This is a genomic window from Parasediminibacterium sp. HNIBRBA5674, assembly GCF_056745525.1.
Genome location: NZ_JBQWIE010000001.1, coordinates 1 through 16,227, shown reverse-complemented (window position 1 = coordinate 16,227; position 16,227 = coordinate 1). Strand labels below are relative to the sequence as shown.

Annotated in this window: 14 protein-coding genes; 6 read left to right on the top strand and 8 right to left on the bottom strand. The window is 37.1% G+C overall.

Annotation, left to right across the window (positions count from 1 at the left end):
- Window positions 1-91 precede the first annotated feature (91 nt).
- The 5 genes from corA to ACT9TX_RS00050 all read right to left on the bottom strand — a co-directional run bounded on the left by corA (window position 92) and on the right by ACT9TX_RS00050 (window position 6,664).
- Entirely contained in the window at window positions 92-1,186 is a 1,095-nt protein-coding gene (gene corA, locus ACT9TX_RS00070) for a magnesium/cobalt transporter CorA (RefSeq protein WP_481335951.1), read from the bottom strand.
- Between the two features lie 12 nt (window positions 1,187-1,198).
- Entirely contained in the window at window positions 1,199-3,112 is a 1,914-nt protein-coding gene (locus ACT9TX_RS00065; protein WP_481335950.1) for a peptidylprolyl isomerase, read from the bottom strand.
- A 38-nt stretch (window positions 3,113-3,150) separates the two neighbouring features.
- The gene (locus ACT9TX_RS00060) at window positions 3,151-4,659 is read right to left on the bottom strand and encodes a redoxin domain-containing protein (RefSeq protein ID WP_481335949.1); all 1,509 of its coding nucleotides are present in this window, start codon (window positions 4,657-4,659) and stop codon (window positions 3,151-3,153) included.
- 200 nt (window positions 4,660-4,859) lie between these two features.
- On the bottom strand, window positions 4,860-5,579 hold the full coding sequence (locus ACT9TX_RS00055) for a 2-phosphosulfolactate phosphatase (RefSeq protein ID WP_481335948.1): 720 nt from the start codon (window positions 5,577-5,579) through the stop codon (window positions 4,860-4,862).
- 212 nt (window positions 5,580-5,791) lie between these two features.
- A complete protein-coding gene (locus ACT9TX_RS00050) occupies window positions 5,792-6,664 on the bottom strand; it encodes a transglutaminase family protein (protein ID WP_481335947.1) in 873 nt (290 codons plus the stop codon).
- 246 nt (window positions 6,665-6,910) lie between these two features.
- On the opposite strand from ACT9TX_RS00050, the gene ACT9TX_RS00045 reads away from it, so the two are divergent.
- Window positions 6,911-7,990, top strand: a complete 1,080-nt coding sequence (locus ACT9TX_RS00045) for a fatty acid desaturase family protein (protein WP_481335945.1) — start codon at window positions 6,911-6,913, stop codon at window positions 7,988-7,990.
- 308 nt (window positions 7,991-8,298) lie between these two features.
- Here ACT9TX_RS00045 and ACT9TX_RS00040 read toward each other — a convergent pair whose 3' ends face one another.
- The gene (locus ACT9TX_RS00040; protein ID WP_481335944.1) at window positions 8,299-9,867 is read right to left on the bottom strand and encodes an acyl-CoA mutase large subunit family protein; all 1,569 of its coding nucleotides are present in this window, start codon (window positions 9,865-9,867) and stop codon (window positions 8,299-8,301) included.
- Window positions 9,868-9,917: 50 nt separating this feature from the next.
- On the bottom strand, window positions 9,918-10,430 hold the full coding sequence (locus tag ACT9TX_RS00035; RefSeq protein WP_481335942.1) for a DUF7935 family protein: 513 nt from the start codon (window positions 10,428-10,430) through the stop codon (window positions 9,918-9,920).
- A gap of 131 nt (window positions 10,431-10,561) precedes the next feature.
- On the opposite strand from ACT9TX_RS00035, the gene ACT9TX_RS00030 reads away from it, so the two are divergent.
- From ACT9TX_RS00030 to ACT9TX_RS00010, 5 genes are all read left to right on the top strand, one after another.
- Entirely contained in the window at window positions 10,562-10,906 is a 345-nt protein-coding gene (locus ACT9TX_RS00030; protein ID WP_481335941.1) for a HesB/IscA family protein, read from the top strand.
- A 125-nt stretch (window positions 10,907-11,031) separates the two neighbouring features.
- Window positions 11,032-11,961 (top strand): tRNA (adenosine(37)-N6)-dimethylallyltransferase MiaA, encoded by a 930-nt coding sequence (gene miaA, locus ACT9TX_RS00025; RefSeq protein WP_481335940.1) that lies wholly within the window; start codon window positions 11,032-11,034, stop codon window positions 11,959-11,961.
- A 74-nt stretch (window positions 11,962-12,035) separates the two neighbouring features.
- Entirely contained in the window at window positions 12,036-12,233 is a 198-nt protein-coding gene (locus ACT9TX_RS00020; protein ID WP_481335939.1) for a hypothetical protein, read from the top strand.
- Between the two features lie 37 nt (window positions 12,234-12,270).
- Window positions 12,271-13,596, top strand: coding sequence for a M16 family metallopeptidase (locus tag ACT9TX_RS00015; protein ID WP_481335938.1), 1,326 nt, complete (start codon window positions 12,271-12,273; stop codon window positions 13,594-13,596).
- A gap of 47 nt (window positions 13,597-13,643) precedes the next feature.
- Complete coding sequence (locus tag ACT9TX_RS00010) at window positions 13,644-15,707, top strand: M16 family metallopeptidase (RefSeq protein ID WP_481335936.1); 2,064 nt, start codon at window positions 13,644-13,646, stop codon at window positions 15,705-15,707.
- A 77-nt stretch (window positions 15,708-15,784) separates the two neighbouring features.
- Here the strand turns inward: ACT9TX_RS00010 and ACT9TX_RS00005 are convergent, their stop codons facing one another.
- A complete protein-coding gene (locus ACT9TX_RS00005) occupies window positions 15,785-16,027 on the bottom strand; it encodes a PID-CTERM protein-sorting domain-containing protein (RefSeq protein WP_481335935.1) in 243 nt (80 codons plus the stop codon).
- Between the last annotated feature and the right edge of the window lie 200 nt (window positions 16,028-16,227).

The following is a 16,227-nucleotide window of genomic DNA, read 5'->3' as shown; positions in this document are numbered from 1 at the left end:
AGAAATATTAAGACAACATAGGGGTTAATCAATAACGGGTAGTTAGTATTATGTGTTCTATTCTAACCTATGCCTCTATGTGTTTAAAAAATTAAAACCAACCACGCCTTCTAAACACACCAAGCATCCACATGGGGATTAATAACATCATTGCTACAGCCAAAAAAAATCCATATCGATTGTGTAAATATGGTATGGTTTCAAAGTTCATCCCAAAAATACCGCCAATAACAGTTGCTGGTGCTAGCAAGCAAGTAACAATCGTCATAACCTTCATTACCTCGTTCATTTTTAGGTTCACTTGGTTAATGTATAAGTCCTGCATGTTGATCATCATATCTCGGTAGTTTTCTACCAAGTCTGCTGCTTGCATTACGTGGTCGTAAATGTCTTTAAAATATTTGGTGGTGGTTTCGTTTAGCAAGTCGCTGTCGCTTTTTATAAAGCCATTAATCACTTCTCGTACTGGCGAAATACTTCTTTTCAATACAATAATTTCTTTGCGTAGCTGGTTAATTTTTGCCAAACTTCTTGTACTTGGCTTATGAATAATCTCTTCTTCTAGCGCCTCAATTTTATCACCCAATTGTTCCATTACTACAAAGTAATTGTCTACAATCATGTCTATTAACGCATAGCATAAATAGTCAGCACCACTTTGTCTTAGCTTGGTATTATTCACTTTCAGCCTTTCACGCAAAGCGTTAAATACATCTCGTTCCGCATCTTCTTGAAACGAAATCACATAGTGGCTGCCTAGCACAAAACTTATCTGCTCGGTTTCTACTGCTGATGTTTCTTTATTAAAATACAACATGTGTAGTAGGCAAAACAGATGGTTATCTATCTCATCCATTTTAGGGCGCAAGCCTACACTTTGTATGTCTTCAGCTAGTAAATAATGTACGTTAAATATCTTGGCTATCGACTCTACCGTTAGTTTATTGATACCATCTACATTTATCCACTTTACTTTTTTATGGTCTACAAATTCAGTACAGCCAACAGCTGTATTAAAGCTATGCTGGTCAAGGGTTTCAGCGTTGTACTCATACACCACAATAGATACCTCAGCGCTATCTAAACGTTGTGGTATTACGGTAGGATTAATCTGTAAAATCTCTTTCGTTCGCTCAGCAGCAAATGGGTTTAACATGTGTAAGTAGCGAAAACTTTTACTTTCCATAGCTGCCTCTATTTAATGAATGGTTTTAAACACAGCTGTATTTACTGTTACTGGATATTTCTTCTTCAAGCCATCCAACCATTGTTGCTCTAAATAATTTTGATAGTCGTTTATTACCATGCCTTTTGCATCTTCAAAGCTGCGCTGTTCTTTGGTGGTATGCACAACCGTAACATACACAAACGTGTAAGTATCTTCATTGGCATTGTCTTTTGGTACAGTCATAAAACCAACTTTGCTTTCTACTGTTGCTTTTACTGGTATAGATGCTTGTTCAAACCTACCGCTATCTGCCATACAGTTTACACCATATTCTGCAACAATGGTGCGCCAATTTTTAGGTGCTGCTTTTACTTTAGCAGCAATTTCATTGGCCAATACTTTGCTTTTACAAGTAAATACCAAAGCACTTACACCATTAGCCCATTGGTACTTTTCGGCATGCTTGCTATAATATTTTTTAAGCCCTGCTATATCTGTACCACCTTTACCCCACACATGTGCATCCATGGCTGCGAATAACAAGTTGGCTTCATTAAATTCTTTTACTTGCTGCTGCATGGTATTGTTATAATCTACCAAGTTGGCGGTGTAATAGTTGATGCAACTTTCATCCACAAAATCGTTCAAAGCTTTGCTGTACAAGGCGCTATTGGCAATAGCTTCTTTACGCAAGTATTGTAGCCACTCGGCAACTTTTATGTTTTGCTTCGCAAATGAAAATAGCGTAGTACTATCTGTAATACCTTGATAGCTTTTCAATAGTTTATTGGCCAATGCACTATCTGTGTACACCCACAAGGCTTCTTGCTTGTAAGTTGCAGGCTTGTATTTAGTGAGTTGTAGCCATGTAGCTAGCTTCGCTTTTTTATACAACAATAATCTTGCATCGCTTTCTACTTGCTGCTTTATTTGTGCATTGGTATTTGGGTCGCTAATGTCTTTGCCTACTGGCAAAATGTCTAGCAGTTTTATTATGTGATAGCCAATGCTTGTTTCAAAAGGCTTACTGATGTCGCCTACTTTTTTTAGGCTGTAAATGTTGGCTTCATAATTCGCATCAAACTGGCCCACACTTATTTCTGGCAATACACCACCGCTATTAGCAGTTCTAGTATCGTTACTAAACTTGGCAGTTGCAGCTTCAAAAGTTTCTCCATGTTGTAGCATATTGTACACACTATCTGCAAGCTTGCTTACTTTCTGTTTATCATCATTAGTAGCTTGTGGTGGTAATGATAATAATAACTGTGCCACTTTACGCTTACCCAAAGCTGCCCTTTCGGCTACATTTTTAAAAATGTGATAGCCATATTTACTGCGAAAAGGCTTAGAAAACTGCCCTACTTGCAAGGCATATATCTGAGATTCTATCGCATATTGTAAAGTAAATACAGTAATAAAACCTAAATCACCTTTGGCGTTTTTTACCGTTTCGTCAGTTGAATATTTTGCAGCTACTTCACCAAAATCTTTACCAGCTTGTAAGGCCTTGTACGCTTCTGTAATTTGCTGTAAGGCTTTAACGGTATCGCTATTTGCAGCTATTGGTATAAATACATGCGCTGCATGTATGTCTTTCTGACTTCTGGTAAATGCTTCGCTAATAAGTGTCTTAATACCTACTTCCTCTTTAATAATATTCTCTGCTATTTGCTGCTTAAAGTTTTTGCTCTCAAGCTGAAAAGACGATGATTCATATAATTTCTCATCGTAGCCAGATTGTACTTTTAACTTGTAGTTAATGTACAAGTTTAGATACTCTGATAAGGCCTTACTGCGCTCAACATCGGGTGTAGGATTTTTATTAAATGCTTTTTCAAACTCTTGTTTGCTTACTGTGTTTTTACCGTAAGTAAAAAGCGTTTGACTATTAGCAACTAGGCTACTTGTAAGTGCCACTAGCAACAACCATTGTACTTTCATATGCGTTTGTTAATTGAGGTTTGGGGTACTTTTCTAGCTTATTTATTTTTCAGTTTGGCAGCTATTACATCGTCAAACTGTTCTAAACTCAATTGCTTCGCAATAATGCGTTTCTTCTCGTCTAGCAAGTAAAAAGTAGGTGTTTTGTACATATCGTACAACTGTCTAAAATTCGGTTGATTAGCGGCTTGTTCAGCATCTCTTGCAGCTTTTGTTTGGTAAACTTCTGCCCAATCTTTGCTTATCTTTTTCTCAGCTAAAAACTGTTTAAACTCTACCATTTTAGGCTCGTTTACATTTACGCTATACACTTTTACACCAAGGGCTTTCCATTTGGCTTTGTACATGCTATCTACACGTGGTATTTCTTCTTTACAATGGCCACAAGTTGGGTCCCAAAATGCTACAAACGTAAACTTAGCATCTATGCCATACAGTGATACTGTTTTGCCCAGTGTATCGGTTAGGTCTAGTATCGGTGCTTGGCCACCTATTTGATTAGCCATCAGGCTGTAAGCCCTTTCTATAATGGTTTTGCGGCTAGCTGGGTTTAGGTAAGTGGTATCGCCTTTAGCATAAAAATCTTCAAATATTTTCAAAAACACTCTATCCTGCCCCATAAATTCTGGGTTAATGTATTTGTTGGTAAACTTGGTAAGCAAGTAAGGATACATTTCTTTACCTGTTCTTGCCATTAGCAACATATACTTTACTTCAGGGTACACACTGTCAGGTTCTGGCGATACGTAGTTTTTAAAGTAGTTATCTATTTTAGGTTCAAAAAAAGGTGTACGCAACAATCTGTCATCGTTAAAATTCACATCATCCCAAAAATGCTCTTTCATATATCTAAATGGATACGTTGAATCAGCTTTGCCATTTACCACAGGTATAGCTGGTGCTTCTGGTTGTTTTAAAGCATTGAATAATGCAGCTAAAAGAGAGTTAGGGTTTTGCTTAATCACATTGTTTTGATATGCCTGTACTTCTTTGCTAATAGCTGTCATCTCGTTCACTATTTTAAGTGAATCGGCTTTTGTTTTCGCATTGCTATAAGCATTTTTCAAGTCGTTGGTAGCTTTACCTTTTACCAAAGAAAAGGCTGAATATTTTTTAAACAAATCGTTTTCATACGAGCCTGTAATCACGGCATCTTCTTTCCTCAACGTATCGGCTACAATGCTAAACTGCTGCTTGCTATCCATCAGAATATCAAACAGTATGGCATACTGTGGCGACACAATAAAGTAAATACCAGGTGTTAATTTATTAGTGCCTTTAAATACACCGTAGCTTTTCTCGTTTAAATAAGCCGAATCAGACAAGGTCTTGTTTTTACCAAAATAGCAGCCTAGGTACACCCAAGTATTTTTATAAGGCGTTAAGGTGATATCTATTTTTCTACCACCTGCTGCCGATGAAGGTTTAGTAGCTGGTGCTTTGGTGGCACTACTTGCTACCGGCTTGGTTGGTGTTGTTTTTTTTACTTGTGCAACGGTACATAAGGTTGAAAGAGCGAATACACTTACTGCTAAAAACTTATTCATACGCTTAAAAAATATTGTAGGCGTAAATATAACCAACCGATTGATTACAATAGCAATCATTGCGGTGAATAAGGGAATATTAACAAGCTTTGCCTCTCGCAGATTTCGCTGACTGCGCAGAAATTAGATTGCTGCGTACCTCGCAATGACGGGAAAACTCACAAACGAATCTGCGTTTTCTGCGACATCTGCGAGAACTTTTACCCTGCTATTAAATCACCATTTTTAAACAATGGCAATACATTGGCTATATCTTCAGTTACGCAGTATTCTAAATCTTTTTCTAGGCCAAATTTTTCTAGTCTGTGCCAGTGGGTCAATTGTCTGATAAATGCCAATCTATCGTCTTTATGTTTGTTGTACATTTCTTCTGCCATTAAACTACTATCGCAGTGAATGGTAAAATGTTCTTTTACACGGCTTACTACCGCCCCTGCAAACATGGTATCTTCTAGGTTAAATTTATCTTTCCAGCCACTACAGCCCAATACCACCGGCTTGCCTTGCGCTATTAGGTAATCGCACACAGCACTCAAGTTAGGGAAAGAGCCAGTAATTACTTCTGCCGCACCAGCTTGCAACGCCATGTGTAACAGTTTAGTGCCATTAGTAGTGGTTAATACCAAGGTTTTACCCTCAATAAAACTACGTGGATATTCAGCAGGCGAATTGCCATAAGCCAGGCCTTCAATTACTTTACCATCACGTTCACCAGCAGTAATGCCGCCTGTGATCTTGCCTATTTGTATACATTTATCTACCGCATCTACCGGAATAATGCGTGACGCCCCATTGTACAAAGCCGTAGCAATAGTACTTGTGGCTCTAAACACATCAATAATCACCACAATACTATTGCTGCAATCATAAATATCTAGTAGTCGAGGCGATAATACAGTATGTAAAACGGGCTTGCTCATATTCGCTTATGGTTATACAAATAAGCGGCGAAAATACAGGAAAAACAAAAGGGGCAGTCTCATAAAATACGACGAGGCGGCTTTTTATTTATTGATAATGCTACGTCCTAAAATAGGTTGACACAAAAAAGGTTGTCACCATTATAAACACAGGACAGTTTAGAGTTTACAAACTGACTCAAAAAGCTTACAGTTTATCTATAACAAGATTATTAAGCGTCTAATAATTCTATTAATTCTTGCAACTCGTTGCGTGTACCTGCATTGCTTGGCAAATCGTAGCATTTGCTTAATTCTTCTAGCAATATTTGTAATGATCGCTTGTGAGAAATTGGCTTATAATGCGCCTTTATAGGCGTTGCACCTATGCGCTTAAAATAGTTTTCTATATCATTGTGAGAATGGGCTTGCCCAGTGGTAGCATCTACAAAAAACAATATTTTGTTTTGTGGATGACCGATATAAGTTGACTCATCGTAATCATCTTGAAAAAACGCCACAATAAACTGCTTAGGAATATTAATTACCCTTGCGTTAATGTCTAGCAACTCGCACATTACTTGATAAATAATGCCGTTAGTAATAGCATTGCCTTGTTTACTAGCAAGTACTTTATTTACAAAAAATTCATCGGGTTTATTGTACGATACTTCACCACCTTTTAGGTTGTAATAGTTGTAAATAATGCTACTTAGCACATTAGCTTGCTCAAGTGGTGTTAAATAACTATTCAGTTCTAACCACACATTGCGCCTTATTTTTTCAATTTCTTGCAATACAGGTGTGGTTTGCAAGTCAGGATATTGATATTTAGCTATCAATAATGCACCAAATAATAAATCATGCTGACCACTATCTCGCCATTCTATCAAATCGTTTTTTAAATCGGTAAAATGTAACCGATGAATTAGGGTAGATATGCGTTCTTGCACATCTTCACTCAGTGTGTTTTCCCACAGATTTTCTAGGTTGGGGATAATGGCTTTGCCAAAGTCAACAATACGCTCAGATACATGCGAATACACTTCAACATCTGGATCGTCAATCAAGGTAAACAGTGCATTAAGTTCTTTAGTTTGTTGCATAGCAGATGAAAATTTGTTGTTGAAATAGTATTCTAAATAGGATAAATAGTTTTTACAATTCCTTGAACGTGCAAACTGGTTTAAAAATTATGTATGTGCGCATCTTTACTTATTCCACCTGTGGGGAAAATGTTTTCTACTATCCAATAAGTTATAATTGTTAATAATTAGGCCGCCTTTGTAAATTATACAAGCTGCATCCATTTACCCTCTATCTTGCATCTTTATTGTTATAATAACTCTCAGATGGCTCAGACAAGTATCCCTAAATTTCCTGTGGTAAAAGCGCCACTGCATACCGAACTAAGAAAACGTGTACAAGCATATTTTGATGAAAAGGATATCACATCTGCTGGTACAGCCAACTTATTTACCAAAGCAATTTTGATGATTGCTGCGCTAATTGTGGTGTACCTGCATCTTTTATTTTTTACGCCAGTTTGGTACATTGCCATTGTAGAGTGCGTAATAATGGGCGGCTTGGTAGCTGGTATTGGTTTTAATGTAATGCACGATGGTAGCCACGGCAGTTTTAGCACAAAAAAACTAGTTAATAAAATTGCTGCTACAAGTATTCACATGCTAGGTGCCGATCATTTTATGTGGAACATGAAACATAACATGATTCACCACAGCTTTACCAATATTGATGGTGTGGATGACGATATAGAAATTGGTGTCTTCATGCGCATGGCACCAACCCAAAAGCGCTTGAAAATGCATAAGTTTCAGCACTTTTATTTTTGGTTTTTGTACATGCTGTTGTATGTATTTTGGATATTTTTTACTGATTATAAAAAGTATTTTACCCAAAAAATAGGCACTGTACCACTTAAGAAAATGGCTATTAAAGACCACATTACTTTTTGGGGTGTTAAATTGTACCATGCAGTAGCATTTATTGTATTACCAATAGTGACTGTAGGTTGGTTATCATGGTTAGTAGGCTTTTTAGTGATGACAATGGTAGCAGGTTTTGTATTAAGTATTGTATTTCAATTAGCTCATACAGTAGAACATACAGCTTTTCCTACAGCTAGTGAAGATAGCAATACAATGAGCGATGAATTTGCTATTCATCAAATAAAAACAACAGCCAATTTTGCTACAAAAAACAAATTGGTTAGCTGGTTAGTTGGTGGCCTAAACTTTCAAATAGAACACCACTTATTTCCTAAAATATCACACGTACACTACCCTGCTATCAGCGATATTGTTCGTGCAGTTTGTGTGGAATATCAATTACAATACATTGAATACCCAACCATGCGTAAAGCAATTGGTGCACACGTACGCTTTCTAAGAAATATGGGTAGATACGATTAATAATGTATGATTTAAGATGATTTGAATGACAGAATGATTATAAAAAAGCGATGGTTTCTTAATTGAAATCATCGCTTTTTTTGTACCATACATAAAATGTGTTCGCTAATTAGATAAAATGCTGTATTTTATACAAAATTTGCCATCTTGTCTAAACAATATGCGCATTTTTTAGACAATTCTACGAATTGAACGCTCAATGTGTCGAATTGTACGCACAATTTGCCCTATTTAATAACAGATTTGGCAAATTAGCCACCAAATACGGCAGATGCACGATTCATCTTGAGAAGCTTAATGCCAAATGCTTACCTATGTTCACCAAAAACACCTCTTAAAACATCACTTATTTCACCTAGTGTACAGAGGTTTTCAACTGCTTCAATTACCAAAGGCATTAAATTATCTGTGCCAATAGCGGCTTGTTTTATCTTTTCTAAACAAATGGCTACTTGCTCGTTATTGCGTTTAGCTTTCAAGGTTTGCAGTTTTTCTACTTGCTGTTTGCCAATGCTATCATCTATTTTAAATACAGGTGTAACGCTTGTTTCAGCCGATTGAAACGCATTTACCCCAACAATAATTTTCTCGCCACTTTCTATTTTACGTTGGTAATCGTAAGCGCTACGTGCAATATCATCCTGCATAAAACCCTGTTCTATTGCTGCAACACTGCCGCCCATCGCATCAATTTTAGCTATTAAAGTTAATGCTTTACTCTCTGCTTCTATGGTTAAATTCTCTACAAAATAACTACCTGCTAGCGGGTCTACCGTATCAGCAACACCACTTTCAAAAGCGACTATTTGTTGTGTACGCAAAGCAATTCTTGCTGCGTCTTCAGTAGGCAAGCTCAGTGCTTCGTCAAAACCATTCGTATGCAAACTTTGTGTACCGCCAAGTACTGCCGCTAATGTTTGCAACGTAACTCTTGTAATATTATTTTGTGGTTGCTGCGCTGTTAAAGTGCTACCACCGGTTTGTGTATGAAAGCGCAACATCATGGCTTTTTCATCCGTTGCGCCAAGGTCACGCATCATATTGGCCCAAATACGCCTTGCGGCTCTAAATTTTGCTACTTCTTCAAACAGATTATTATGTGCATTAAAGAAAAACGAAAGCCTTTTACCAAACACATTAATGTCTAAACCCTTTGCCTGTGCAGCTTGTACATAGGCTTTGCCATTACTTAAAGTAAATGCTATTTCTTGCACGGCTGTGCTTCCTGCCTCACGAATATGATAACCAGAGATAGAGATAGTATTCCATTTTGGAAGTTCTTTTGCACACCATTCAAAAATATCAGTGATGATACGCATGGATGGTTTTGGTGGGTAAATATAAGTGCCTCTAGCAGCGTATTCTTTTAAAATATCATTTTGTATAGTTCCTGTAATTTTAGTTAAATCGGCACCTTGCTGCTTTGCCAAAGCCACGTAAAATGCCAGTAAAATAAAGCCTGTTGCATTAATCGTCATAGAGGTACTTACCTCTTCTAGCTTGATGCCTGCAAATAAGCGTTGCATATCTTCTACACTATCAATAGCCACACCAACTTTTCCTACTTCGCCTTCGGCTAAAGGATGGTCACTATCGTAGCCAATTTGTGTAGGTAAATCGAAAGCCACACTTAAACCACTTACACCTTGGCTAAGTAAATAATGATAACGCTTGTTACTTTCTTCAGCAGTAGAAAAACCTGCGTATTGACGCATCGTCCACAGCTTACCTCGGTACATATCGGGTTGAATACCACGTGTGAAAGGAAACTCGCCAGCGGCCACCCCTAGCCCCTCCAAAGGAGGGGAAACAGGAACGTCAGATTGCGTGTAAATTGGTTTAATTTCAATTCCACTATCTGTAACAATTTTTTTCATGGCAAGCGTTTTAAATCATAGAAAATCAATACCATCAAGCATACCAGCCGTTACAACATCTTTTTAGCCTCAAAACTTAAAGCTTCAGCTACAACCTCATGTAAGTTGCCTCGTTGGTCTGTCATTACATATTCAAGTACACGTCTGTTTAAATCTAAGCCTGTTGCATTTGCTGGTAAGCTAGCCGCAATTTGATTAACCGCAAGCATATTTTGCTCTTTCAAATTTTTTACAGCATCCCAAGCGGCAGGGCTTACATAAATCTGTTGCGTGATGTTATAATCAAATTCTTCTCTAATGGCCTGTAACAATAGCATTTGCATATCTCTTGCACCAATTTCAGGCACATTTACACGGCTCACTACATTAGGCAACGCAATGCGATTGGTAAGTAATAATAATCTTTCGTAAGCCTGTAATTGCAAGGTTTTAGAGCCATTATCTACCGTTTCATTTTTATCATCTTTGGCTGCGCCTTTGCGTTGCAAATACATTAACCTAGCAGCAACACCACACACTACTACAGCGAAACAAAGCCCAACAATCATCGCTAAATCATTCATTGATATCATTTTTATCTTACAAAAATAGCGGAAACACTAACGTTTGTTCGTAATGACATTTTCCTTTTAACGATAATAAGAACGATTGTTTAAAAGCATCATTTTTTACCTTTGCACAAATAATAGTGCACATGGAAACAATAACAACTTCACCGGTAAAGCTTACAGAAAGCGCTATCAACGAGATAAAACGTTTATTGAACGAGGAAGGTTTTGACCAATCGAAACAATTACGAATAGGTGTAAAAGGTGGCGGTTGCAGCGGCATGACATATGTGCTAGGCTTTGACGACGCCACAGAACAAGATGAAGTGTACGAAAGTGGCGGTATTAGTTACGTAATGAACCCTAGCCATCAGTTGTATTTGTTTGGTATGGAAGTAGATTGGCAAGGAGGTCTTAATAGTCGTGGCTTTACTTTTAGCAACCCTAATGCAAGTAAAACCTGCGGTTGCGGTACATCATTTAGCGTGTAAATGTTTATCGTAAAATAAATTAATCAAAATCCCTCTATGCTTTTTGCTAGAGGGATTTTTTATTACAGCATATTTGTAATAACAGAATGGATAAACGATAGACGCAAAATATTTTACCCAAACCAATGACCATTAATTTACCACTTAGCAAAACTGTAATTATTGTTGTAGGGCCTACAGCTGTGGGCAAAACAGCACTTTCATTGCAGTTGGCACAGCATTTTAACACCGCCATTATTTCTGCTGATAGCAGGCAATGCTTTAAAGAAATGAGCATTGGTACAGCAAAACCTTCACAAGAAGAATTGGCGCAAGCCTCACATTACTTTGTTAACTCGCATAGCGTACACGATGAGGTAAATGCAGGTGTGTATGAGCAATATGCATTGAATGCTTGCGACGAAATATTTACCCAAAACAAAGTAGCCATTATGGTTGGTGGTACAGGCTTGTACGTTAAAGCATTTTGCGAAGGCATTGATATTATGCCAACGATACCAACAGACATTCGTGCAAATATTATTAACCAATATCAAGAAAATGGGCTTAGTTGGCTGCAAGATGAACTGCAAAAGAAAGACCCTATTTTTTGGGAAACAGCAGAACAACAAAACCCACAGCGTTTAATGCGAGCCTTAGAAATATATGAAACTACAGGCAAATCTATTAACGCCTATAGAAGTAATATGGCAGTTGAAAGGCCTTTTAATATTGTGAAAATAGGGCTAGAAATGCCTAGAGAACTACTTGTAAAAAACATCAACTTACGTGTAGATGCAATGATGCATTCAGGTTTATTAGACGAGGTAAAAAGACTGCAAACAGTGCAACATTTGAATGCCTTACAAACCGTAGGCTACAAAGAATTATTTGCTTATTTACAGGGCGATTGTGACCTAGCTACTGCCATTAACCAAATAAAAATAAACACAAGACAATACGCTAAACGACAAATGACTTGGTTTAAAAAAGACACAGACATTTATTGGTTCAGTAACAACAAAACTATAGGCGAAGAAGTGACAACTTTATTAGCAGAAATGGGTTTAGCATAGAGAAAAAGGGTGTTGGTATAAAATTCTAGACCATCAAATGCAGCGCAACTATGTTTGACCTACAAATAACATCAATGAAACTAACACATCCACTTACCAAAACCACCGCTTTGCTACTAGGCTTTGTAGCAGGTTTTGTATTTTTATTAGCCACGTTTATAGGCTTAGGTATTGCTATAGAATCCATTTTTGTAATAGGCATTTTCTTTATTACAGTATTGGTAGTAATAGCCATGTTACTAGGTAGTAGTAAGCAAAAAGCTAACCAATAAATCACTTATTCCATCCTAAAATACAAATAGATAACACATGAAAAAATGGCTATTGATGGTTTCTGCTGGTATCTGCATAAGCAGCGTATCATTTGCACAAACCAAACAAATTCAGTTTGAAAAGTACACTTTACCCAATGGCTTAAAAGTGATTTTACACCAAGACAAATCTGCCCCTGTAGTGGCTGTATCTGCATTGTACCATGTAGGTAGCAAAAATGAAGACACAGCTCGTACAGGCTTTGCACACTTTTTCGAGCATTTAATGTTTGAAGGTAGTGAGTATGTAAAGCGTGGCGATTTTGACAAGTATGTTTCTAACGCTGGTGGTTACAACAATGCGAATACCACACAAGATAGAACCTACTATTTTGAATTATTTCCAAGCAATCAATTTGCACTAGGCTTATGGCTTGAGAGCGAAAGAATGTTGCATGCAAAAATTGAAGACATTGGCGTAAACACACAAAAAGAAGTGGTAAAAGAAGAAAAACGCCAACGTGTAGATAACCAACCTTATGGCACTATCATAGGCAATGTATTTAGCCGTGCATTTAAAGTACACCCTTATCGTTGGCAGCCAATTGGTAGCCTTGAACATTTAAGCCGTGCTAAACTGCAAGACTTTAAAGACTTCTACGCTAAGTTTTATGTGCCTAATAACTGCGTGCTAAGTATAGCTGGCGACATTGATATTGAAGCTACTAAAAAAGTAATTAACGATTATTTTGCTAGCATACCAAAAGGCACTAGCGAAATACCAAGACCAAATGTAGTAGAGCCGCCATTAGGTGGTGAAGTAAGAGATGTAATTGAAGATAATATTCAATTACCAGCGGTAATACAAGCTTACCGTGCACCAAAACAAGGTAGCGATGAGTACTATGCTTTTAACGTATTAAGTACCATTTTATCTGGTGGTAGTTCTTCTCGTTTAAACAAAACAATTGTGGATGAAAAACAACTAGCAGTTGCTTCTGGCGCCTTTAACTATGCCTTAGAAGATGCAGGTTTATTTATCACTTACGGTATTGCTAATGCAGGTGTAAAACCAGAAGTATTAGAAACCAATATCGACTCTATTATTAACGCTGTAAAAACAAGTTTGGTAGGCGAAAGAGAGTTTCAAAAAGTTAAAAACCAAACGACTACTGGGTTTGTAACACGTAATGCTACTATGCAAGGTATTGCAGAAACATTGGCTAATTACGAGGTGTATTTTGGCGATGCCAATTTGATAAATACAGAGTTAGCGAAATTTAACAAAGTAACCCGTGAGGACTTATTAAATGTAGCTAAAAAATACCTTAACAAAGACAACCGTGTGGTATTGTATTATGTACCAAAAGGCAGCAAAAAGTAGTTTTTGAATTTAACAATTTGATTGAAAACATCCATTAAATAATAACAATGAAGAAGATATTATTGTACACCTTATTTGCGCTACCAATGGTTGTAATGGCACAGGTAGATAGAAGCAAAGCACCCAAACCAGGGCCAGCACCTGTTGTAAAAATTAGCGAGCCTACCATTTTTACTTTACCAAATGGCTTAAAAGTATTTGTGGTTCAAAACACCAAATTACCTAGAGTTTCTGCTACGCTTACCATTAATAGAGAAGCTATTATTGAAGGTAACAAAGCAGGTTTAACATCTATTGCTGGCGAATTATTGCGCCGTGGTACAACCAAGCTTAAAAAAGCTGAACTTGATGAAGCTACTGATTATTTGGGCGCAAGCATTGGTACATCATCTACTAGCGTAAGTGGTAGCTCGTTAAGTAGCAATTTTTCTAAAGTAATAGAATTGATGAGCGATATTGCTTTACGTCCTGCTTTTCCTGCTGATGAGCTTGAGAAAATTCGTACACAATCATTATCTGGCTTGGCACAAGGCAAAGAAGATCCAGCGACCATTGCTAGAAATGTTACTTCTAAACTAGTGTATGGCAAAAACCATCCTTATGGCGAAATAGAAACTGAAGCTAGCATTAAAGCCGTAACTGTTGATGATGTAAAAAAATACTATAACACTTATTGGAAACCAAATGTGGCTTACTTAGTATTTGTAGGCGATATTACTGTAGATGCTGCTAAACAACTAGCCACTAAATACTTTGGTTCTTGGGCAAAAGGTGTAGTACCTGCACCTGTGTACAAAGCACCTGCTGCACCTGCTAAAACATTTATTGCCATTGTAGATAGACCATCTGCAGTGCAGAGTAATATAAGTTTAGTAGCACCAATTCAATTGCAGCCAGGTAGCCCAGATGCTATTGCAGCAGATATTACTGCTAACATTTTAGGTGGTGGTTCTTCTGCTAGATTGTATAAAAATTTGAGAGAAAAATATGGTTTTACTTATGGTGCTTACTCGTCTATTGATGAGGATAAATTGGTAGGTAATTTTACTGCTACAGCCGCTGTGCGTAACGATAAAACTGATAGTGCTATTGGTCAGTTTATTTACGAGTTTAACCGTATAAGAAACGAAGTTGCTAGTACAGATGAAGTGAGCTTGATTAAAAATGAACGCAACGGTGCATTTGCTCGTAGCTTAGAAAATCCTGCTACTATTGCTGGCTTTGCCTTAAATATTGCTCGCTACAACTTACCAAAAGACTACTATCAAAACTATTTAAAAAACCTTGCTGCCGTAGATGCTGATAAAGTAAAATTGATGGCAAATAAATACATACCTGCTAATAATTTAGCAATAGTAATAGTAGGTAATGCCAAAGAAATAGCTAAAGGTTTAGACAAGTACGGCACTGTAAAATACTTTGATATAGAAGGTAACGAAGTGGCTGCACCTGTAACCAAAGCTGTTGCTGCAGATGTAACGGCAGAAAGTGTGTTGCAAAAAAGCCTAGAAGCTAGTGGTGGCAAAGCTATTGCTACTATTAAAGATGTAGAAACTATAGGTACTGCAAGTGTAATGGGGCAAAACCTTAATGTATCTCAGAAATACATTGTGCCAGGTTCTTTTGTACAAAACTTATCAGTTGGGCCAATGTCTGTAATGAAACAGTCTGCTAAAAATGGTGTATATACAGTAACACAGCAAGGACAAAACATGCCAGTAGGTGATGATGACAAAGAAGAACTTGATGAAGAAGCGGCTTTAGTTTACGAGAATGTGTATTTAAACCAAAAAGGCTATTCATTTACATTAAAAGGTATAGAACAAGTAAATGGTAAAGATGCTTATGTAGTAGTAATTAAAACACCAAAAAGTCGTGAGCTTACTAATTACTATAGCACCACCAATTTCTTAAGATTAAAATCATCTAAACAACAAGATGGTGGCCCACAAGGTAAAATAACTGTAAGTACTTACTATAACGAGTACAAAACTTTTAATGGTGTACAAATACCAGTTAAAATGCTATTAGACCAAGGCCCATTAAAAATCAATGTCGACATCACTGATGTAAAAATCAACCAAGGTTTAAAAGCTGAGGATTTGAAATAATTACTTTGTAATTATGATACAAAAAAGCGACATCAAATTATTGGTGTCGCTTTTTTATTTGGTAAAAAATCTTATTTCTATTTGGCATCGTATTGCCTTCTTTCTTTCAATTTTTTAGCCCCGTAACCAACACCTGCGGCTACTAGTAAGCTTAGGCCGCCATCTATGGGTACAGTTTCGCCTGGATCATTACCCGGGTCAGTAATTTGTGCATGTAAACTTGGTAGCATGGCTACCATTATAAAAACAATACAGCTCAATGCTTTAAGAAATTGTGGTTGCTGAATGGTAGCTATGATATTTTTTATTATCAGTTTCATGTTGTTAATATTTATAGATTTTTTAAAAGCCAGTGATGCATTTTCTGCCTTTAGGCTTATTTAATGCATCACTGGCTATGATGCATTTTCTGCCTTTAGGCTTATTTAATGCATCACTGGCTATGATGCTTTGGGTTAGTTAAATTGATTATGGTTTTACAACTTTGTTTACAATGCTGTTATCACCATCAGTTACCTTT